The organism is Sphingomonas aurea (assembly GCF_030678875.1).
Taxonomy (GTDB): domain Bacteria; phylum Pseudomonadota; class Alphaproteobacteria; order Sphingomonadales; family Sphingomonadaceae; genus Sphingomonas; species Sphingomonas aurea.
Genome location: NZ_JAUUDS010000007.1, coordinates 139,972 through 159,260 on the forward strand (window position 1 = coordinate 139,972; position 19,289 = coordinate 159,260).

The 19,289-nt window shown below is 69.9% G+C and carries 20 protein-coding genes and 2 pseudogenes; 17 read left to right on the forward strand and 5 right to left on the reverse strand.

The window, feature by feature from the left end:
- Positions 1 to 35: 35 nt before the first annotated feature.
- The 3 genes from Q5H91_RS13290 to flgB are packed head-to-tail and all read right to left on the reverse strand — an operon-like array spanning position 36 to position 1,495.
- A complete protein-coding gene (locus tag Q5H91_RS13290) occupies positions 36 to 731 on the reverse strand; it encodes a flagellar hook assembly protein FlgD (protein WP_305173901.1) in 696 nt (231 codons plus the stop codon).
- Between the two features lie 3 nt (positions 732 to 734).
- Positions 735 to 1,145 carry a flagellar basal body rod protein FlgC gene (gene flgC, locus Q5H91_RS13295; RefSeq protein WP_305173902.1) on the reverse strand — a complete coding sequence of 137 codons (411 nt, stop codon included), beginning with the start codon at positions 1,143 to 1,145 and terminating at the stop codon, positions 735 to 737.
- Positions 1,146 to 1,147: 2 nt separating this feature from the next.
- Positions 1,148 to 1,495 (reverse strand): flagellar basal body rod protein FlgB, encoded by a 348-nt coding sequence (gene flgB / locus Q5H91_RS13300; protein WP_305173903.1) that lies wholly within the window; start codon positions 1,493 to 1,495, stop codon positions 1,148 to 1,150.
- A gap of 245 nt (positions 1,496 to 1,740) precedes the next feature.
- Between flgB and Q5H91_RS13305 the strand changes: the two genes are divergently transcribed.
- The 9 genes from Q5H91_RS13305 to Q5H91_RS13345 all read left to right on the forward strand — a co-directional run bounded on the left by Q5H91_RS13305 (position 1,741) and on the right by Q5H91_RS13345 (position 8,415).
- Complete coding sequence (locus Q5H91_RS13305; RefSeq protein ID WP_305173904.1) at positions 1,741 to 2,391, forward strand: motility protein A; 651 nt, start codon at positions 1,741 to 1,743, stop codon at positions 2,389 to 2,391.
- Positions 2,388 to 2,897: a hypothetical protein gene (locus Q5H91_RS13310; RefSeq protein WP_305173905.1), complete on the forward strand. Its 510-nt coding sequence runs from the start codon at positions 2,388 to 2,390 to the stop codon at positions 2,895 to 2,897. The genes Q5H91_RS13305 and Q5H91_RS13310 overlap by 4 nt, the downstream gene beginning before the upstream one ends.
- A complete protein-coding gene (locus Q5H91_RS13315) occupies positions 2,894 to 3,400 on the forward strand; it encodes a flagella basal body P-ring formation protein FlgA (protein ID WP_305173906.1) in 507 nt (168 codons plus the stop codon). Before Q5H91_RS13310 ends, Q5H91_RS13315 begins: the two co-directional genes overlap by 4 nt.
- A 69-nt stretch (positions 3,401 to 3,469) precedes the next feature.
- On the forward strand, positions 3,470 to 3,757 hold the full coding sequence (gene flgM / locus Q5H91_RS13320; RefSeq protein WP_305173907.1) for a flagellar biosynthesis anti-sigma factor FlgM: 288 nt from the start codon (positions 3,470 to 3,472) through the stop codon (positions 3,755 to 3,757).
- Positions 3,744 to 4,058: a flagellar protein FlgN gene (locus Q5H91_RS13325; protein ID WP_305173908.1), complete on the forward strand. Its 315-nt coding sequence runs from the start codon at positions 3,744 to 3,746 to the stop codon at positions 4,056 to 4,058. The genes flgM and Q5H91_RS13325 overlap by 14 nt, the downstream gene beginning before the upstream one ends.
- 92 nt (positions 4,059 to 4,150) lie before the next feature.
- Positions 4,151 to 5,002 (forward strand): lytic transglycosylase domain-containing protein, encoded by an 852-nt coding sequence (locus tag Q5H91_RS13330; RefSeq protein WP_305173909.1) that lies wholly within the window; start codon positions 4,151 to 4,153, stop codon positions 5,000 to 5,002.
- A 1-nt stretch (position 5,003) separates the two neighbouring features.
- Positions 5,004 to 7,082 carry a flagellar biosynthesis protein FlhA gene (flhA, locus tag Q5H91_RS13335; RefSeq protein ID WP_305173910.1) on the forward strand — a complete coding sequence of 693 codons (2,079 nt, stop codon included), beginning with the start codon at positions 5,004 to 5,006 and terminating at the stop codon, positions 7,080 to 7,082.
- On the forward strand, positions 7,079 to 7,807 hold the full coding sequence (locus Q5H91_RS13340) for a sigma-70 family RNA polymerase sigma factor (protein WP_305173911.1): 729 nt from the start codon (positions 7,079 to 7,081) through the stop codon (positions 7,805 to 7,807). Before flhA ends, Q5H91_RS13340 begins: the two co-directional genes overlap by 4 nt.
- A gap of 80 nt (positions 7,808 to 7,887) precedes the next feature.
- Complete coding sequence (locus tag Q5H91_RS13345) at positions 7,888 to 8,415, forward strand: hypothetical protein (protein WP_305173912.1); 528 nt, start codon at positions 7,888 to 7,890, stop codon at positions 8,413 to 8,415.
- A 121-nt stretch (positions 8,416 to 8,536) separates the two neighbouring features.
- Here Q5H91_RS13345 and Q5H91_RS16590 read toward each other — a convergent pair.
- Positions 8,537 to 8,791, reverse strand: a pseudogene (locus Q5H91_RS16590) (flagellin); the annotation flags it as partial.
- A 702-nt stretch (positions 8,792 to 9,493) separates the two neighbouring features.
- Positions 9,494 to 9,904: pseudogene (locus tag Q5H91_RS16595) on the reverse strand (flagellin N-terminal helical domain-containing protein); the annotation flags it as partial.
- Positions 9,905 to 10,176: 272 nt separating this feature from the next.
- Here Q5H91_RS16595 and Q5H91_RS13355 point away from each other — a divergent pair.
- Genes Q5H91_RS13355 through Q5H91_RS13390 form a run of 8 tightly spaced genes read left to right on the forward strand, consistent with a single transcriptional unit; the run spans position 10,177 to position 19,287 of the window.
- Positions 10,177 to 11,487: a sigma-54 interaction domain-containing protein gene (locus tag Q5H91_RS13355; protein WP_305173914.1), complete on the forward strand. Its 1,311-nt coding sequence runs from the start codon at positions 10,177 to 10,179 to the stop codon at positions 11,485 to 11,487.
- Entirely contained in the window at positions 11,484 to 11,840 is a 357-nt protein-coding gene (gene fliE / locus Q5H91_RS13360; RefSeq protein ID WP_305173915.1) for a flagellar hook-basal body complex protein FliE, read from the forward strand. Before Q5H91_RS13355 ends, fliE begins: the two co-directional genes overlap by 4 nt.
- Positions 11,841 to 11,846: 6 nt before the next feature.
- Positions 11,847 to 13,538, forward strand: coding sequence for a flagellar basal-body MS-ring/collar protein FliF (gene fliF / locus Q5H91_RS13365; RefSeq protein ID WP_305173916.1), 1,692 nt, complete (start codon positions 11,847 to 11,849; stop codon positions 13,536 to 13,538).
- Positions 13,535 to 14,542 (forward strand): flagellar motor switch protein FliG, encoded by a 1,008-nt coding sequence (gene fliG / locus Q5H91_RS13370; RefSeq protein WP_370655264.1) that lies wholly within the window; start codon positions 13,535 to 13,537, stop codon positions 14,540 to 14,542. The genes fliF and fliG overlap by 4 nt, the downstream gene beginning before the upstream one ends.
- Positions 14,535 to 15,275, forward strand: coding sequence for a FliH/SctL family protein (locus Q5H91_RS13375; RefSeq protein WP_305173918.1), 741 nt, complete (start codon positions 14,535 to 14,537; stop codon positions 15,273 to 15,275). Before fliG ends, Q5H91_RS13375 begins: the two co-directional genes overlap by 8 nt.
- An 8-nt stretch (positions 15,276 to 15,283) precedes the next feature.
- Entirely contained in the window at positions 15,284 to 16,603 is a 1,320-nt protein-coding gene (locus Q5H91_RS13380; protein ID WP_305173919.1) for a FliI/YscN family ATPase, read from the forward strand.
- Between the two features lie 17 nt (positions 16,604 to 16,620).
- Positions 16,621 to 17,037: a hypothetical protein gene (locus Q5H91_RS13385; protein WP_305173920.1), complete on the forward strand. Its 417-nt coding sequence runs from the start codon at positions 16,621 to 16,623 to the stop codon at positions 17,035 to 17,037.
- A gap of 24 nt (positions 17,038 to 17,061) precedes the next feature.
- Positions 17,062 to 19,287: a flagellar hook-length control protein FliK gene (locus Q5H91_RS13390; RefSeq protein ID WP_305173921.1), complete on the forward strand. Its 2,226-nt coding sequence runs from the start codon at positions 17,062 to 17,064 to the stop codon at positions 19,285 to 19,287.
- Positions 19,288 to 19,289 lie beyond the last annotated feature (2 nt).

The window sequence follows — 19,289 nt, forward strand, 5'->3', positions numbered from 1 at the left end:
GGTTGGCTCCTGGGGGATGGGGGAAAGGGGTTGGGTTACGAGACGCCGCGGACGGCGGAAGTCTTGACGCTGCCGACACCGGTCACCTTCAGCGTGGGCTCGCCGCCGGCGGGCAGCGAGGCGGACTCGACCGGCGCCCAGACCAGCGCGCGCGCGGTCACCGTCTTCGACAGGTTCGCCGCATCGACCGACACCGTGTACGGGCCGTTCTCGATCTTGTTGCCGGCGTCGTCCTTGCCGTCCCAGTCGAAGGTGACGGTGCCGGCGGCCTGCGTGCCCAGCTGCATGGTCTTGACGACGCTGCCGTTCTGGTCGGCGATGGTGACGTTGACGTCGGTCGCGGCGCTGTCCAGCTCGACCGCACCGGCGATGCCGCCGCCGGTCCGCTCATAGGCGGTGGAGCCCGCGGTCAGCACCGCCTTGCCGACATAGCCCATCGCATCGGATGCGCTGGCGGCGTTCAGCTTGGTCGCGATGGTGTTCAGCGTCGCGTTCATCTGGCTGATGCCCGCGGTGCTGCTGAACTGCGCCATCTGGGCGACCATCTGGGTGTTGTCGACGGGCGAGAACGGGTCCTGGTTCTTCATCTGCGCGGTCATCAGCGCGAGGAAGTCGGACTGGTCGAGCGTCGTCTTGGTGCCGGTGGTCGACACCTTCGTGGTGCTCGCGCCGGAGCGGGCGATGCCGAGATTGGCGAGCGTCGAGTCAAAGGCGGTGCTGGCGGTAGCCATCTATCAGCGTCCCATCTTGAGGGTGTCGATGATGAGCGACTTGGCGGTCTGCATCACCTCGACGTTGTTCTGGTAGCCGCGGGCGGTCTCCATCATGTCGACCAGCTCGCGGGTCTCGTCGACCGCGGCTTCCCAGATGTTGCCGTCCTTGTCGGCCATCGGGTTGGCCGGGTCGTAGCGCTTGGTCGGCTCCGAGCCGGCGGTGACGACCTTCTCGACATCGACGGTGGCGAGGCCGGATGCGGCGTCGAAGCTGGTGCGGAACACCGGCTTCATCGTCTTGTATGCCGTCTCCTGCGAGCTGGCGATGTCGCCCGCATTCGCCAGGTTCGACGCGGTCGTGTTCATCCGCAGCAGCTGCGCCGACATGGCGCGGCCGGCGACCTGGAAGATGGTGAGGGGGTTGGAAGCCATGCTTATTCGCCCTTCAGCGCGCGGGTGATCTGGCCGATGCGCCCGTTCAGGAACGACAGCGTCGTCTGATACTGGACGGCATTCTCGGCGAAGGCGGTCTGCTCCTGGTTCAGCTCGACGGTGTTGCCGTCCATCGAAGTCTGGAGCGGGACGCGATATTTCAGGGCGCCGTCCAGGCTACCGGTGCCGCCGCTGCGCTCTGCACTGGCGAGCGCGGACTGGAAGTCGAAGTCGCGTGCCTTGAAGCCCGGAGTCGACGCGTTGGCGATATTCGACGCCAGCACGCCCATGCGCTGGGCGCGCACCTCGAGTGCGGCCCCGTGTACCCCGAAAAGCGTATCTCCTGCCATGACGGCCTCCTGCACCCTGTGTGCACCGGGACATAAGCAACCGGCGTGCCAGTTTTCCCGTGGACGGTGGAAAAGTGCCGCGGGAGAGAGGTTTGCCGGGTGACGGCAAGGTGGGCGGCAAGATGTTGCCGGGTGAGCGGCAAGGGTTGCCGGGGTATTGCCCCTTCGTCATCCGGCGTTCGCTGGCATGACGTTGAGTGAGCGGGTAAGGGTGCAACTGGCCCGCACCTTGCAGGTACGCGGGCATGCAGCTGATGACGCTCCTCGATCCTGTCGCGCTCGCCATTGTCGGCGGGGGCACCGTGCTGGTCACGATCCTGCGCACGCCGTTCCGTGACCTGGTCGGCGGCGTTGGCGCACTTCGCATATTGTGGCGCACGCCATTCGACGCGGAGCGGTTGCTGCGCCAGGTCGCGGCGCTGACCCGGATCAGCCGGCGCCACGGTGTGTTCCAGCTCGATCGTGCGGTCATCGCCGACGGCGACGTTGCCGCCGCGGTTGCGATGATCGTCGACGGGGCCGAGCCTGACGAGGTCGAGGCGCTGGTCCGTCACCGCCGCCGCGCCCGCATCGACCGCCACGTCGCCGCTGCCGAGCTGTGGGCCGCGGCGGCCGAGACCGCGCCGGCGATGGGCATGGTCGGCACGCTGATTGGCCTTGCCCGCATGTTCGCGGACATGGAGGACACCAGCAAGATCGGCGCCGGCATGGCGGTGGCGCTGATGGCGACGCTTTATGGCGCACTGCTCGCCAATCTCGTGTTCGCACCGATCGCTGCGCGGTTGCGCGCTGCCGGACGGATCGAGGCATCCGAGCGTGCGCAGCTCGACGCGCCGCTCGTCGCGCTCGCCGCGCTCCAGGCGCCGCGCCAGCCCAGTTTGCAGAGCGCCGCATGACCGACGAGTGGCCCGAGCCGGTGGCGAGCCGGCCGTTATGGCTCATCACGCTGGCCGACCTGGCGCTGCTGATGGTCGGCTTCTTCGTGCTGATCCAGGCGAGCCGGGCCGAGCCGGGAACGCTCGCCCGATCGCTGCGCAGCGGCTTTACGGATATAAAGCCGGTCGAGCCGCCAATGCCGGTCGCCGCCAACCGGCTCGCCGGCTTCGCATCCGGCTCCGCCGCGCTCCCCGCCGGCACCGCGGCGATCACCGCATGGGCGCGCGAGGAGCTGCGCGATCCGCGCGTGCAGCTGACCGTCACCGGCAGTGCCGATGCGACCGCCAACGACGTCGATCCCGCGACCCGCTCTGCCGCGATCCTCGCCACCGACCGCGCCCGCGCGGTGGCGGCCGAACTCGCGCCGCTTGCCCCGACCCGCATCGCCATCGCCACCGCGACCGGCCCCGGCGCCGTCACCATCACGCTCGCCTTTGCCGGCGAGCCCGTCAGGACTCCGCAATGATCCCGCTTCTCCTTCTCGCCGCCGCCGCGGCGCCCGCGTTTCAGGACATCGCCGCGCTCGACCGCGCGGTCGTCGCCTTCACCGGCAAGCCACAGGGCGCGGAGGGCGGGCCGCGGGGCGGCATCGACGCGCGGCTGAAGCTCCAGCGCTGCGACATGGTCGCGCTGTCGTGGCGGACCGAGGCGCACGACGCCGTCGTCGTCTCGTGCACCGGCCCCGACTGGCGGCTGTTCGTGCCGGTCAACCGACCCGCCGGGGCACCCGCGGCGGTCGCCGCCCCGGTCCGGGCGCTGCCCGTCGCCAAGGCCGAGCCGGTGATCCGGCGCGGCGACCCGGTGACGATTGAGGCGGCGTCCGGCGGCTTCGCCATCACGCGTGAGGGGGTGGCGGCCGGCGATGCCGCACCCGGCGCGCGCTTCGCGGTGCGGGTCGACGGCGCGGCGCAACCGGTGCAGGCGGTGGCGGTTTCCAGCGGTCGCGCCGTGCTGCCGGGCTGGGATTGAAAAAAAAGATTTAAAGAACCGCGCAGCCGGTCGTTTCTCCGATTGTCAGCCAAGCTGTAAGGTGCGGAGATGATGGAATCGATCGGGATCAAGGCAACAGGAAGCGTGGCGCGCATCGCGCCATCCGCCCCTGTGTCGCCAGTGCGCAGCACGACGACCGAGACGACGACACCCGTCGCCGCCCCGGATCCGACGGCTCTCGCCAAATCACTGGCGGCAGCACCGCCGGTGGACGCCGACCGCGTGTCGCAGATCAAGGCCGCGATCGCCAAGGGAACCTTTCCGCTGCTCCCCTCGACCATCGCCGACCAGATGATCGCGCTGAAGCTCGCCTGGAACCCGCATGACAAGGCGTGACGCCCTGATCCGCGTCATCGACGCGCTCCACGCGGAGATCGCCGCGCTGAAGGCCAACGACGTGCGGGCGCTGGAACGTGCCACCGCCGACAAGCTGGCCGGCATCGACGCGATCGCCGCGACCGGCACCGGCCCGGCCGGTCCCGACCTGCGCGAGCTGGCCGACGAAGCAAACCGCCTGAACGAGACCTGCCGCATCTACGTCAACCTGATGGCGGCAAATACCCGCCGCCGCCTGCAAACCTTGACCGGCAACAGCTTTGCCGGTGCGCAGCCGGTGCTGCGGAACAGCTACGCCTGACCTTTTCATCCTCCCCCCGGGAAGAGGAGGATTTCACGCGAAAAAATCTGGCACGATGCTTGCTAATACCAGCCCGAACAGGGACGGTATTCGTGAGCATCAATCCAATAGCCACCTCCAGCATCAAGTCGGCCATCGCCTATGCGAGCAATCGCACCGGCGTGGACTTCGACTATCTGCTGGGCCAGGCAAAGGTCGAGAGTGGGCTGAACGCCAGCGCGCGTGCCGGCAGCTCGTCGGCGACTGGCCTCTTCCAGTTCATCGAGTCGAGCTGGCTCGCGGTCGTGAAGAAGCACGGCGCCGAGCACGGCATGGGCTGGGCCGCCGACGCGATCAGCCAGACGTCTTCGGGCCGCTACACCGTGTCGAGCCCGGCGCTGCGCCAGCAGATCCTGTCGCTGCGCAACGATCCCGCCGCCGCCAGCCTGATGGCGGCCAGCCACGCGTCCGACAACGGCCAGGCGATCGGCCAGGCCTTGGGCCGCGACGCGACCGGCACCGACCTCTACATGGCGCATTTCCTGGGGCTGGGCGGGGCGACCAAGTTCCTGTCGGCCATGGAGGCGAACCCGAACACCAGCGGCGCGGCGCTGTTCCCCGCCGCGGCGCACGCCAACCGCAGCGTCTTCTACGAGAATGACGGGTCGGCCCGGTCGCTGGGCGACATCTATCGCCGCTTCGCCGACAAGCTGGGGCAGGGCGCCGACAGCGTCGCCGAGACCAAGGCCGCCAACCTGTCCTTCGCCGCGCAGGCGTTGGCGATGGGCGACGACACCACCGTGGTGACTGGCAGCAACGAGAGCGCGTCCGATGCGCTGGCCTGGGCACAGTCGACGCTTGGCCGGCTTGGCGGTCAGCAGGGGGCCGCGCGCGCCAGCCTGATGCGCCCGACCCCCGACACCGCACGCCTCGCCTATATGATGCTCGCACGGATGGCCGGCTGAGATGGGCAAGATGCTCGCCAACGCTCGCGGCAGCGCGCTGCCGCTCGCCATCCTGCTGCTGGTCGTCGTCATGGTGGTGCCGATCCCGGCGGCGCTGCTCGACGTCTTCTTCGTCGCCAATATCGCGATCAGCCTCGCCGTCCTGATGGTGGCGTTGAACGCGCAGAAGCCGCTCGACTTCTCGGCCTTCCCGACCGTCCTCCTGTTCGCCACGCTGTTCCGCCTGGGCCTGAACGTCGCCTCGACCCGCATCGTGCTGGTCCATGGGCATGAAGGAGAGAGCGCGGCGGGGCACGTCATCGAGGCGTTCGGGACGTTCCTGATCGGCGGCGATTACGTCGTCGGCATCTTCGTCTTCGCGATCCTGATGATTATCAACCTGATCGTGGTGACCAAGGGTGCGGGCCGCGTGTCCGAAGTGTCGGCGCGCTTCACCCTGGACGCGCTGCCCGGCAAGCAGATGGCGATCGACGCCGACCTGAACGCCGGCCTCATCACCCCCGACGACGCCAAGAAGCGCCGTGTCGAGGTATCGACCGAGGCGGACTTCTACGGCTCGATGGACGGCTCGTCCAAGTTCGTGAAGGGCGACGCGGTCGCCGCGATGCTGATCCTGGCGGCCAACGTGATCGGCGGCCTGATCCTGGGCCCGGTCAGCCACGGCATGTCGATCGCCGCGGCCGCCAAGAGCTATATCCTGCTCGCCATCGGCGACGCGCTGGTCGCGCAGCTGCCCAGCCTGATGCTGTCGATCGCCGCCGCGTCGATCGTGACCCGCGTGTCCTCCGAAAAGGATCTCGCCGGCCAGATCGGCAGCCAGTTCGGCTCGTCGCGGACCTGGATGCCGGTGGCGGTCATCCTGACGCTGCTGGGCGTGTTCCCGGGCATGCCGCATCTCGTCATCCTGCCGTTCGCCGCCATGTCCGGCTTCGCAGCATGGAAGCTGCGCCAGATCGAGCGCCGCCCGGTCATCGTCGAGGCCGCGCCCGCCGCCGCCGAGGCTGCCGACCCGTCAAAGATCGGCTGGGACGAGGTGACCGACGGGATGCAGGTCAATCTCGACATCGGCTACGGCCTGGTGCCGCTGGTCGACGAGCGCCGCGGTGCGCCGCTGATGGGCCGGATCACCGGCGTGCGCCGCCAGCTGTCCAAGGAACTGGGCTTCGTCGTGCCGCAGTGCCGGGTTCGCGACGACATCAACCTGGCGCCCTATACCTATCGCATCATGGTCGGCGGGGTCTGCGTCGGCGAGGACCAGGTGTCGCCGGACGAGATGCTGGCGCTCGACACCGGCCAGGCGTTCGGCGCGCTGAAGGGCAAGCAGACCAAGGACCCGACCTTCGGGCTGGACGCAACCTGGATCTCGACCGCCGATGCCGATGTGGCGACCGGCGCCGGCTATCTGGTGGTCGATCCGGGCACTGTGATGGCGACGCACCTGAACCACGTCCTTGGCCAGCATGCCGCCGAACTGCTGGGGCCGGACGACGTCCAGAGCCTGCTCGACGAGCTGAAGGAGCGCGCGGCGCACCTGGTCGGCTCGCTCTGCCCGCAGCCCTTGCCGCTGACCCAGCTGACCCAGGTGCTGAAGGGGCTGCTGAACGAGGGCATCTCACTCAAGGAATTCCGCCGCATCGCCGGCGCCATCGCCGCGGTCGCGCCGCGCACGCAGGACCCCGAGGACATTATCGAGGCGATCCGCCCGACCTTGGGGCCGCTCATCATCCAGAAGCTGTGCGGGGTTCGCGAGCCCCTGCGCGTCATGACCCTGGAGGGACAGTTGGAAGCATTGCTGGGCCAGGCCGCCCGCGCCGACACCGCGCGCCGCCACGTCATCGAGCCCGATCTCGGCCGCCGCATCGTCGAAGCGCTGCAGATGGCGGCGCAGCCGCTGATCGCCGAGGCCAAGCCGTTCGCGCTGGTCGTCCAGCCGGCGCTTCGCCTCTCGATCCGCAAGCTGGTGCGCACCTGCCTGCCCGACACGCCGGTCCTGTCGTTCTTCGAGGTGCCCGAGGAGAAGGCGGTCGAGGTCGTTGCCGTGATCGGCGGGCCGCACCACCAGCAGGCGCTGGCCGCATGAGCGCGCAACCGATCGGACCGCTGACCTACAAGCCCGCGCAGAAGCCGCGTGGCGAGGGCGAGGCGCTGATCCGCCAGCACCTGCCGCTGGTCCGCAAGATCGCGTGGCATGTCCACGGATCGATGTCGACGATCGTCGAGGTCGAGGATCTGGTCCAGGTCGGTCTGGTCGCGCTGGTCGAGGCGGTCGCCGCCTTCGAGGATCGCGGGCAGGTGACGTTCAAGCAGTATCTGGTCACCCGCCTGCGCGGTGCGATGATCGACGAACTGCGCCGCCAGGCGACGACCACGCGCGGCGCTATGCGGCGGCGGCGGCAATATGCCGATGCGGTGAACAAGCTGACCGCGCTGACCGGCCAGCCGCCCGCAGAGGGCGCATTGGCGGCCCAGCTGGGCGTGTCGGTCGAGCGGCTGCGCGCCGAGTACCAGTCGGCCGAGGCGGTCCGCTTCGACCCGATCGACGAGGTCTATTCGGACGACCTGCCCTGGTTCGCCGACGACACGCCGGACGCGTTCGCGCAGCTGTCCGACGGCCAGACCCGCGACCGCCTGATCGCCGCGATTGCCGCGCTGCCCGAACGCGAGGCGCAGGTGATCCAGCTCTACTATGTCGAGGAACTCAACCTCGAAGAGATCGGCCAGGTCTTCGGCGTCGGCTCCGCCCGCATCTGCCAGATCAAGGCGAGCGCGCACGCCAAGCTGAAGAAGGCGATGGCGCGCGGCTAGCGCCGGATCGGACCGAGTTCCGATCGACAAATCCAGTCAATCTGCCGGAACCTCACCCTGCATAACAGGGAGGGGTTCCTATGCGACGTTATATCTCTGCGGTCCTGACAATTGCGGGGCTGCTCGTCTCTGCGCCGGCTGTCGCACAGCAAGCGACAGATGCGGACTGGAGCAAGTTCAAGTTAGGGGCGGGACTGTCGTTTACCTTGGACGTCGGTAAGCTCGACCGGATCAGCGAAGCGGTCATCGTCGACGGTAAAGTGCGTGTGACGCACCAGAATAACGGCCGCGCGCGGATCATGCTGGAGGGGCACCACTTCTTCGCGTCGAACTCTGCCAAAACTGGTGTCGGCCCATTCATCGCCGTTCAACCCGGATCGAGCGAGATCATTGAAGCCATTGGAATGGGCGTAATGATCGGCTTCCGTCACAACACAAAAAGCACGCAGAGCTTCAACATCGGTGTGGGGATCGTGCTGGATCCAAACACCAGAGTGCTCGGGGACGGCTTTCGAGAAAACCAGCCGCCTCCCGGGAACGAGACGGAGGTCCGCTACCGCGAGACGCTCCAGACCGGCATCCTCGTGCTGACGTCCTTCTCCTTCTGACACGAAAAAACCCCGGCGGCTCCCTGTTCGGGAACCGCCGGGGTTCTCGCTGCCCTTGCCCGAAGGAAGGGCCGGCGCCGGCACCCCGATCCTTGGGGGCAGGTGCCGGCGCCGATCCGGATTACTGGAGCAGCTTCAGCACCGACTGCTGCGACTGGTTCGCCTGGGCGAGCATCGCGGTCGAGGCCTGGCTGAGGATCTGCGCCTTGGCGAGGGCGGTCGATTCGGTCGAGAAATCGGCGTCCTCGATGCGGCTCTTGGCGTCCGACAGGTTGGTCGTGGTGGTGGTCAGGTTGTTGACCGTCGACTGAAGGCGGTTCTGCACCGCGCCCAGATCGCCGCGACCGGCCGAGATCTTGTCCAGTGCGGCGTCGATGACCGCCATCGCCGCGGAGGCGCCTGCCTGGCTGCCGATCGACACGGCCGACACGCTGGTCGCGGTCAGGCCGGCATTGCCGGGCGTCGCGCCGCCGATGGTGATGCCGGTGCCGGCCTGACCTTCGAGGGTCAGCGAACCGCGGATCGCCGTGGCACCCGACATCGTCACCGCGGATCCCTCGACATCCTTGACGCCGCTGAGGATCGAGTTGGTGTCGGTCAGCGTGATGTTGCCGCCGTCCTTCTCGGTCAGGACCAGCGAACCGCTCGAGTCGGTGCTGGCGGTGACGGTCGAGTTGGCCGCCTTCAGCGTGGTGTTGATCTTGGCGGCGAGCGAGTCGGCGCTCTTTTCCGACGCGGTCATCGTGACGGTGGTGCCGTTAATGACGAGCGTGTTGTTCGCTGCGATCGTGCCGACCGTCGCGGTGACGACGTTCTTGGCGGTCGCGGTGACGTTCGATGTGGGGGTCGTCGCGTTGATCGCCGCGGCGATCGTCTTGGCATCGGCGGCCGAGGCAGCGACCGCCTGGCCGTTGATGGTCAGGTCGCCGTTGGCCAGCGGGCCGGTCGGAACGATGACGCCGGCGTCGACCTGTGCGGTCAGGCCCAGGGTCGCGGCGCGGCTGTCGACCATCGCCATGCCGATCGTCTCGCCGGAGTTGATGCCGGTCTGCAGCTTCACCGACTTCTGGCTGCCGTCGAGCAGCTTCACGCCGTTGAAGGTGGTGTTCTTCGAAACGTTGTTGATCTCGCTGGTCAGCTGCGACATTTCGGCCTGCAGCGCGGTGCGGTCCGAATCCTGCAGCGTGCCGGTGGCCGACTGGGTCGCCAGCTCCTTCATGCGCTGCAGCATCGAGGTGACCTCGCTCATCGCGCCTTCGGCGGTCTGCGCCAGACTCATGCCGTCATTCGCGTTGCGGATCGCCATTGACATGCTGCGGGCCTGGCTGGCCATGCGGTTGGCGATGGCCGAACCGGCGGCGTCGTCCTTGGCGGAGTTGATGCGCTTGCCGGTCGCCAGGCGCTCCATGGCGGTCGACAGCGACGAGCTGGCGCTCATCGAGGCATTGGCGGCGCGCATGGCCGAGGTGTTGGTTGCAATAACGGTCATATCTGGTCTCCGTCCACTACGGCTTCTACCGCCGCCCCCAGAGCGGAGGGCCGAGCCGTCACAGCAAGGAACGGCCGGGCGCGGCGCGGCTTAAGCGGGAAAATCGCACGGCAATCGTTTTGGGCGATCCCTCGTGCAGGCGGGGATTCGCCCCGCATGCACGAGCATGGGCGGGCCCGCGCGCGCCCGGAAAATATCTGCCGGCAAGGGGCAGGAGTTTACCGGCGGTTTACCTTCATCGGTGCAATCGAGTGGCGAACCCGAGGACCACCATGCGAACGATCTTCCCCTCTGCCGCGATCACCCGGAACCGCTACGCGATGATGTCGTCGCTGCGCGCGCAGGGTTTCGCGATCGGCGCGGCCGATACCCAGCCGCGTGTCGGCGACCTGTTCGTCGTCGCGGAGGGCGAATCGGTGCTGCTGCCGGCGCGCACGCTGATCGTCGGCGAGGCAGAGGGTGCCGAGGGGCGGCACGTCGCCCCGGCGCGCGATGGCGGCCCGCACCGCATCGCGTTCGGCGGCAATGACGCGGCGGTCGGCAATGCCTTTGTCCGCGCGATGCTGGGCGGTCCCGACCTGCCGACGGCCGCCGATCCCGAGACGCTGGCGCTGTTCGCGCTGGCCGAGCGGGTGGCGCAGGCCGACATAACCGTCCTCATCAACGGTCCGACCGGCACCGGCAAGGAAGTGCTGGCGCGGACCATCCACCTGAACTCGGATCGCCGGGACAAGCCGTTCATCGCGATCAACTGCGCCGCGCTGCCGGAGACGATGCTCGAGGCGCTGCTGTTCGGCCACCAGAAGGGCGCCTTCACCGGCGCGTCGTCGGGCGGCGAGGGCTTCTTCCGCGCGGCCGATGGCGGCACGATCCTGCTCGACGAGATCGCCGAGATGCCGGTGTCGCTCCAGGCCAAGCTGCTGCGCGTGTTGCAGGAGCGCGAGGTGGTGCCGATCGGCGCTTCCGTGCCGCAGCCGATCGACGTGCGCGTCATCGCCTGCGCCAATCGCGACCTGCAGGCCGAAGTCGCCGCCGGCCGCTTCCGCGCCGATCTCTACTATCGCCTCGCGGTGTTCCCGCTGACCACCAAGGCGCTGGCCGACCGGCCGGAGGACGTGCCTGCGCTCGCCGCGACGATGATCCTGCGCCACGCCGGCGCCCGCGCGGTGGTGCCCTGGCCGACCACGGACGCGATCGAGAAGCTGAAGGCGCATGACTGGCCGGGTAACGTCCGCGAGCTGGAGAACGTGATTCAGCGCGCGCTGCTGTTCGCCGGCGGCGACACGATCGAGGCGACCGACATCGTGTTCGACCGCCCGGTCACCATGAGCTTCGCGCGCACCATGCCCGCTGCACCCGCTCCGATCGCCGCGCCTGCCGCACCGGAGTCGCTCGGCAAGGTCGTGCAGATGAGCGAGTTCGCCGCGATCCGCGACACGCTGCGCGCCTGTGGCGGCAGCCGGATCGAGACGGCGCGGCGGCTGGGCATTTCCGAGCGCACGCTCCGCTATCGCCTGGCAAAGGCCCGCGAGCAGGGCGAGGAGATCGTCCCCGCCGCCAATGACTGGAAGGCCAGCGCATGAGCGTCGGTGGAGTGGGCGGCGTCGGCGGTGTCGACCGGGTGATGCAGTTGCGCGCCCAGATCCTGGAGCGCAACCAAGCGCTGGCCCGCGCCAGCAGCGCGCCGGTTCCGACCGGCCCGGCCGAGACGAAGCCGACCAGCTTCGCCGACACGCTCGACGGTGCGCTGAAGAGCGTCAACGAGGGCCAGAACGCCGCCGCCAAGATCAGCGAGAGCTACGAGCGGGGCGAGACGGTCGACATCGCCAAGGTCATGCTGGCCCGCCAGCAGGCGAGTGTCGGCTTCGAGGCGACGCTGCAAGTCCGCAACAAACTGCTGTCCGCCTACAAGGACATCATGAGCATGCCGGTGTAATCGACGATGAGCACTGCCCTGACCACCACCACGCCCGCCGTTTCTGGCGCGATCCCCGAGCGTTTCGCCAACCCGCTTCAGCAGATGAAGGGCGTGATGGCGCAGCCCGCCGTCCGCCGTGCCGCGCCGATGGCGATGCTCGTCGGTCTGGTCGGCGCCGCCGCGCTCGCCTGGGCGACGCTGTCGACACCGTCGCAGAAGACGCTGTTCACCGGCCTCGCCGATGCCGACAAGGCGGCGGTGATGCAGTCGCTGGAACAGGCGAACATCGGCGCGCATGTCGACGACGGCACCGGCGCGATCACCGTCGACGAGGAAAGCTACAGCCGCGCGCGGATGCTGCTCGCCAGCCAGGGCCTGCCCAAGCAGGCGCCCGGCGGCTATGCGATCCTCGACCAGCTGCCGATGGGCGTCAGCCGCGCCGTCGAGGGTGAGCGGTTGCGCCAGGCGCGCGAGACCGAGTTGGCCCGCTCGATCCAGGACATCGACGCGGTGATCGAGGCGCGGGTCCATCTCGCCACCCCCGAAGTCAGCGTCTTCGTGCGCGACAATGCCGCGCCATCCGCGTCGGTGATCGTCAAGCTGGCGGCCGGGCGCAGCCTGTCGGACGCGCAGGTCTCGTCGATCATCAACCTCGTCGCCTCGTCGGTGCCGGGGATGAAGCCCGATTCGGTCACCATCGTCGACCAGGCCGGCGCGTTGCTGACCAAGCCGGGCGGCCGCGACGCCACCGCCGCGCTGGGCGACGAGCGCATCGACTTCCAGCGCCGGGTCGAGGACAAGTACCGCCAGCAGCTGACGCAGCTGCTGACCCCGCTGCTCGGCACCGGCAATTTCTCTGCCGAGGTGCAGGCCGACGTCAACCTCGACGAGACCCAGGCGACGCGCGAGAGCTATGAGAAGCAGGGCACGCTGCGCGCCGAGACCGGGCAGTGGACCGGCGACCAGAAGACCGGCGGCGGCCCCGGCGGCATCCCCGGCGCGCTGTCGAACACGCCGCCGCCCGCCAGCATGTTGCAGGTGCCGACCCCGGCGGTCGGTGCCAGCGGCAGCCCGCAGCCGGTCGCCGGTGGTCCCGCGCCCGATCCCGCCAAACAGTCCGACAGCTATCAGCGCGCCTATGACCTGGGCCGCGAGGTGTCGGTGACGCGCGCGGCGCCCGGATCCGTCAAGCGGCTGTCGGTCGCGGTGGTGTTGCGCGAGCCCGAAAAGGGTCGCCGTACCGCGATGGAGATCAACCAGATCACCGACCTGGTGAAGAGCGCGGTCGGTTACGACCAGCAGCGCCAGGACAACGTCACGGTCATCAGCCGCCAGTTCGCCGGTAGCGCGACCGACATGGCCGACAAGGCGCCATGGTACGACAATAGCTGGCTGCCGATGCTGGCGCGCAACCTGACCGCGATCCTGATCGCGCTGCTGGTGCTGCTGCTGGGTGTCCGCCCCCTGGCGAAGGCCCTGATGAAGAAGAAGGACGAGGCGGAGGCGCCGCGTCTCGCCACCGGCGCTCCCGCGATCGGCCCGGACGGGCAGCCCACGGGTCCGCTGCCGATGGTCGCTCCTGCGGTCAGCCTCGACCAGATGCAGAACACGCAAGGCTATGACGAGCGGATCGGCGCCGTCCGCGGCTTCACCCGCGACAATCCCGCGCGCGCCGCACTGGCCGTGCGCGACATGATAAAGGCCGACGCCAAGTGACCACCGCTGCCGCGCGTACGTACACGGGCATCGAAAAGGCCGCCGTGCTGATGATGATCGTCGGCGAGGAAGAGGCCGCCGCGATCCTCCAGAAGCTGGAACCCGACGAGGTGCGCCAGCTGGGCGCGGCGATGTTCTCGGTCGCCGACGTGTCCGAGGAAGAGGTCGAGGACGTGCTGGACGATTTCGTCGGCCGCGCGCGCGAGCGGACCGGCATCACCTTCGATCCCCGGCACAAGGTCGAGGCGGTGATGAACCGCGCGCTCGGCGCCGAGAAGGCGGAGAGCGTGCTCGCCCGCATCACCCCGGCGGAAGCAGCGTGTGAGCTGGAACTGCTCGACTGGATGGAGCCGACCGACATCGCCGCGATGATCGAGAAGGAGCATCCGCAGATCGCCGCCGTCCTGATCGCCAATCTGGATCCGACGGTCGGCGGCCAGGTGCTCGAGATACTGCCCGAATATATGCAGCCCGACATCCTTCACCGCATCGCCAAGCTGGGGCCGATCACGCCCGAGGCGGTAGAGACGCTGAAGGCGCTGCTGGCCCAGCGCAGCAGTGCCGGCGGTGGCCAGCAGGTGACGCTGGGCGGCGCGCGCGAGGCAGCAAAGATCCTGTCGGGCGCGCGCAAGTCGGTCGAACAGCGGGTGATGCCCAAGCTGTTCAAGATCGACCGCGACGTCGCCAAGGCGATCGAGGAGGCGCTGTTCGTCTTCGACAACCTGCTGGAGATGGACGACAAGAACCTGGGCACGCTGATCCGCAACGTCGACGGCGAGGTGCTGGTCAAGTCGCTGAAGGGCGTGGACGAGGCGATTCGCAACCGTTTCCTGGGCTGCATGTCGGCGCGCGCCGCCGACGGCATCCGCGACGAGATGGAGGCACGCGGCCCGATGAAGCTGGCCGAGGTGCTGGAGGCGCAGAAGGCGATGATCGCCATTGCACGCAATCTGGCCAAGGACGGTACGATTCAGATGGGCGCGGGCGAGGACGACTATGTCTGAGTTCGTCGCCGGCTTCGCCGCCCGTCACGAGGTTGCCGCCGGGCTGCTGCGCGCCGCCTTCGCGCCGGCGCCCACCGGCTTCGCGGCGGTCGATCCGCGCGCGCGCGTCGCGCCGATGGCTGCGGGTGCGGCCGGGATGGGCGGCGAAGCCGGGCCGAAGCATTTCAGCCCCGCCAATCGTGCCGAGAACCCGACCGCCGGCTGGAACCCGCTGGACGCCACGGCCGAGCCGACCCCGTTCGTCGATCCCGTCGAGGCGGCGCATGCCGCCGGCTATGCCGAGGGGGTGGCCGCTGCCGCTGCCGCCGCCAACGCCGCCCAGTCGCGCGACGCGGACCTGCTGACCGGGATCGCCGGGTCGCTGGGCGCCGACCGGCTCGACCGCGAGGCGATGGCGGCGCGGCTGCGCCAGACCGTACTGATGCTCGTCACGCGCGTCGTCGGCGATGTCGGCGTCGCGGCGGACCGGCTGGCGGCGCGGATCGACGCGGCGGCCGGCATGCTCGCCGACGCTGCCGAATCGGCGATGCTGCGCGTCCATCCCGACGACGTCGCGCTGCTCGACGGGCGACTGCCCGCGACCATCTTCGCCGTCGGCGACGCGAGCGTCGACCGCGGCAGCTTCGTGCTGGAGAGCGCCTCGACCGTGGTCGAGGACGGCCCGGCGATGTGGCTCGAACAACTCGCCGCTGCGATCGACCGCGTGCCGCTCCCCACTGCGCTGGCTGCCTGACTCCGACCATGCTGAACCGCTTCACCGCCGACTATCTCGACACGCTGGCCGATGCCGATTTCCGCCCGACGCCGACCGTGTCGGGGCGGCTGGCGTCCTATGACGGGCTGCTGATGGAGGCGGTCGGGCTGACCCTGCCGGTCGGCACCGTCTGCCGGATCGGCGACACGGTGGATGCCGAGGTGATCGGCTTTCGCGGCGACCGCACGCTGCTGATGAACCTTGGCGGCCCCGCGCCGTTGCTGCCCAAGGCCGCGGTGCGCCCGGTCGGCGCACCGGGGGAGGCGGAGGTCGGCGCGGCGATGCTCGGCCGGGTGGTCGACGGCGCCGGCAAGCCGATCGACGGGCTCGGTCCCATCCGTGGCGCTGGCCGCTGGCCGCTGGCCGGCAAGTTGCAGGGGCCGCTCGACCGGGGGCGGGTGCTCCAGCCGCTCGACGTGGGCGTGCGCGCGATCAACGGGCTGCTGACTGTGGGGCAGGGGCAGCGGATCGGCATCATGGCCGGTTCTGGCGTCGGCAAGTCGGTGCTGCTCGGCATGATGGTCCGCGCCGCGCAGGCGGATGTGGTCGTGATCGGCCTGATCGGCGAGCGCAGCCGCGAGGTCGCCGACTTCCTCGACACCAAGGTCGCAGGCGAGGCGCGCGCACGCTCGGTCGTGGTCGCGGTGCCGGCCAACCACTCCCCGGTGCTGCGCATCCGCGGCGCGCTGCGCACTCACGCGATCGCCGAGGCGTTCCGGGCCGAGGGCAAGCGCGTGCTGCTCATCATGGACTCGCTGACCCGCGTCGCCCATGCGGGCCGCGAGATCGGGCTGGCACTGGGCGAGCCGGCGTCGGCGCGCGGCTATCCGCCGTCCGCCATCGCGATGCTGCCCAATCTAATCGAGCGCGCCGGCGCCGACGCGCACGGATCGGGTTCGATCACCGCGATCTACACGGTGCTGGCCGATGGCGACGACGGCAACGACCCGGTGGTCGACTCCGCCCGCTCGATCCTCGACGGGCATATCGTGCTGAGCCGCGCGCTGGCCGAGCGCGGTGTCTATCCGGCGATCGACGTCGGCCCCTCGGTCAGCCGCGTCATGAACGACATCGTCGGGCGCGACCATGTCCTCGCCGCGCGCGTGCTGCGCCGCCATCTGGCGACCTATGAGGAAAATCGCGACCTGGTGCTGATGGGCGCCTATCGCGCTGGCGCCGACCCAGCGATCGATGCGGCCATCGCCTATCATCCCGCGATCACCGACTATGTCCGCCAGGACGCCGACGAGGTCGTGCCGCTGCACGTCGCCGCGGCCGAACTGACCGGCGTGTTCGGCGACGGCTGAAGCGGGGGGCTGAACCAATGCAGGGCAAGACGCTGGCACGCATCCACCGTGTCCGCACCGCACAGCTGAACCTGGCCCGCGCCGACGAGGCGCGCGCCGCCGCCGCGCTGGCGAACGAAACCCTGATGACCCAGCGCATCGCCGCGCTGGTCGAGGCGGTGGCGCCGACGCCGACCGCGACCGGCGCCTATGCGATGGCGGGCACCGCGCTGTTCCGCGAGCGGCTGAACCAGTCCGCCGATGCCGCGGCATTCCGCGTCCAGAATGCCGAGCAGCGGTCGCTCCGCGCCGCCGAAACCAGCCGCGCCGCGCACCGCGACCAGAGCGCGGTCGAGAAGCTGATGGAGCGCGCGCGCCTCGACGCGCTGTACCGCGAGGCGCGCGATCTGCAGAACGCCCCGCCCCAGGCACGCAAACGGCACGATCCTTGCTGATCGACGGTCGACCGTAACGACCGGATGCCCGAGCACCTGATGATTAGCCTCGCCGCCTCTCTGCCCAACGCCGTCGTCGCCCCGCGCGGCACCGCTCCCGCCGGAGCCGGTGCCGGGTCGCCGATCGCGTTTGTCCTGCCGGATCTGGGCGTGGGCGTAGAGGCGATCGCCGCACCCGTCCGGCAGGCGCCTGCCGGTTCCGGCCAGATCTTGCCGGTGGCCGACGCGACACTGCCGACGCTGCCGGACGCGATCGCCGCGCCGGTGATGCTGGCGGACATGAGCGTCGAACCGGTCGCGGCACCGGTGCTGCCGGCGACGACGCTGCTACCGGTCGACCCGCGCTTCGCCCCGCCGTCATCCCCGACCCTCGAGAAGGCGCCCGTTGCGGCTGAGGTCCGCACGCCGGACATCGCCGCCGCACCGACACCCAAGGCGCTGCCGCGCATGGTCGCCAAGCTTGACGCCGTAGTGCCCGAGACCGAAACGGCCGCCGCGGAACCCGCTGCCGCCGAGATGCCCCGGCCGGTCCTTCCCGAGCAGCTGCCACCGCCCAAGCTCGCCGCCAAGCCGGTTCGCCGTGAGGTGGCGGAACGGCCGGTCAAGCGGGAGACGACCGGGGACGAGCCCGCCCCGACGAGCGAGGAGGCGGATCTGCCGGCCGTTGCGGATGCAGTGCCGGCAACGACAATCGAAGCTGCGACACCTCCGGCCGTGCTCTCGACCCTCGTCACGCCGCAGGCCAAGCAGGACGCCGCGCTGGTGGTTACGGATCAGCCGGCCGTGATCGCCGACCCAACCCTGCACGTAGCGCAGGAACCCCGATCCATTATCGGCAAGGCGGCCCCGGTTCGCGGGAAAGCCGCCGCCGATGATCCGGTTCCCGACGCGAAGGCCGAACGCGTCTCTGTCGCACCCGCTCGAGAGCCGATGACGGCATCGACGCCGCAAGTGGTCCTTACCGCACCGCCGGCGCCGGACGCGGTTCCTCTCGCCCAGCCGATGGTGATGCCCGACCAGCCGTCCGCCGTCATAACGGCCCCGCTGCCCGCACGGGCGCAGACGACAACTCCGGCGATCGAGCGCGCCACCGAGCGCGCCGCACCGGCCATGGCTGCGACGCTTCCGGCCGGCACGGCGTCGGCACCTGCCGCGATGCCGGCGACCGATGGGGCGCCGGTTCCTGCCGTCCTGTCCGAACAGATCGCACCGATCATCGCAGCCGCCGCCCCGGTCGTGGCACCGGCGGCGCCGCGCCGGACCCAGGCGCCGGCAAGCTCCACCGCGACCTTGCTTGCCGATAGCGGTGCGGTCACGCTGCGCGCCGCCGTCGCGCCGCAGCCCGTCGAGCCGAGCGTCCCCTGGCGTTTTGCCGCGGCCCCGGTCGTTCAGCCCGCGCCTGTCGTGCAGCCCGCAGCGGCGCCGCCGGCCGATCCCGTCGGTCCGATCGTCGCGGACATGGCCGCTCCGGTTGCGCCCGCACCGGCCACGCCGCATCAGGCCGCTCCGCCGATACCCGTGGCAACGCCCGCCGCGGCCCCAGTCCGCATCACCGCGCCAGCCGCCGCTGTCTTCGCGCCGGCCATCGCCGCCGCCGACGAGCAGGAGCGGCGCGCCGTCCCGAACGACGCGGCGGCGCCGGCCGATCCGATCGCCACGCCTCAGCCTGTTGCCGCCACCGCCGCGCCAGTCGCCGCGAACACGGTGCAGCAGCCGCCGCTCGACATGACCCAGCCACGCTGGCCACAGGCGATGGTCGAGCGGATCGAGACGCTGCGCGACGCCGCTGCCGATGCCGCCAATGCCGCCGACACTCGTATCCGGCTGGTCCCCGACGCGCTCGGCGCGATCGAGATCGGGCTGACGCGCGACGGCGACACGATCCATGTCCGCTTCACCGCCGAGCAGGCGCAGACCCGCGCCCTGTTGCAGGAGGCGCAGCCGCGCCTGGCCGAGGTTGCCGACCAGCGCGGGCTGAAGCTGGGCCAGACCAGCGTCGAGGCGGCAGCGCCGTCCGCGCAGACCGGCCAGCAGCCGCAGGGGCAGCCGCAGGGTTCATCCTCGTCTAGCTCGTCCGCCTATCAGGCGTCGACCGGCTCCGGTTTGCAGGCGCAGACCCAGTCGCAGGGCAACAGCGCCCAATCCGGCCAGCCGCAGGGGCAGGGCCGCCAGCCCGCCGCCCCGGCCCGCCCCGCCGGCGCCCGCCCGACCACCATGGCCGCAGAGGCCGACGATGCCCGCATCGCCTGATC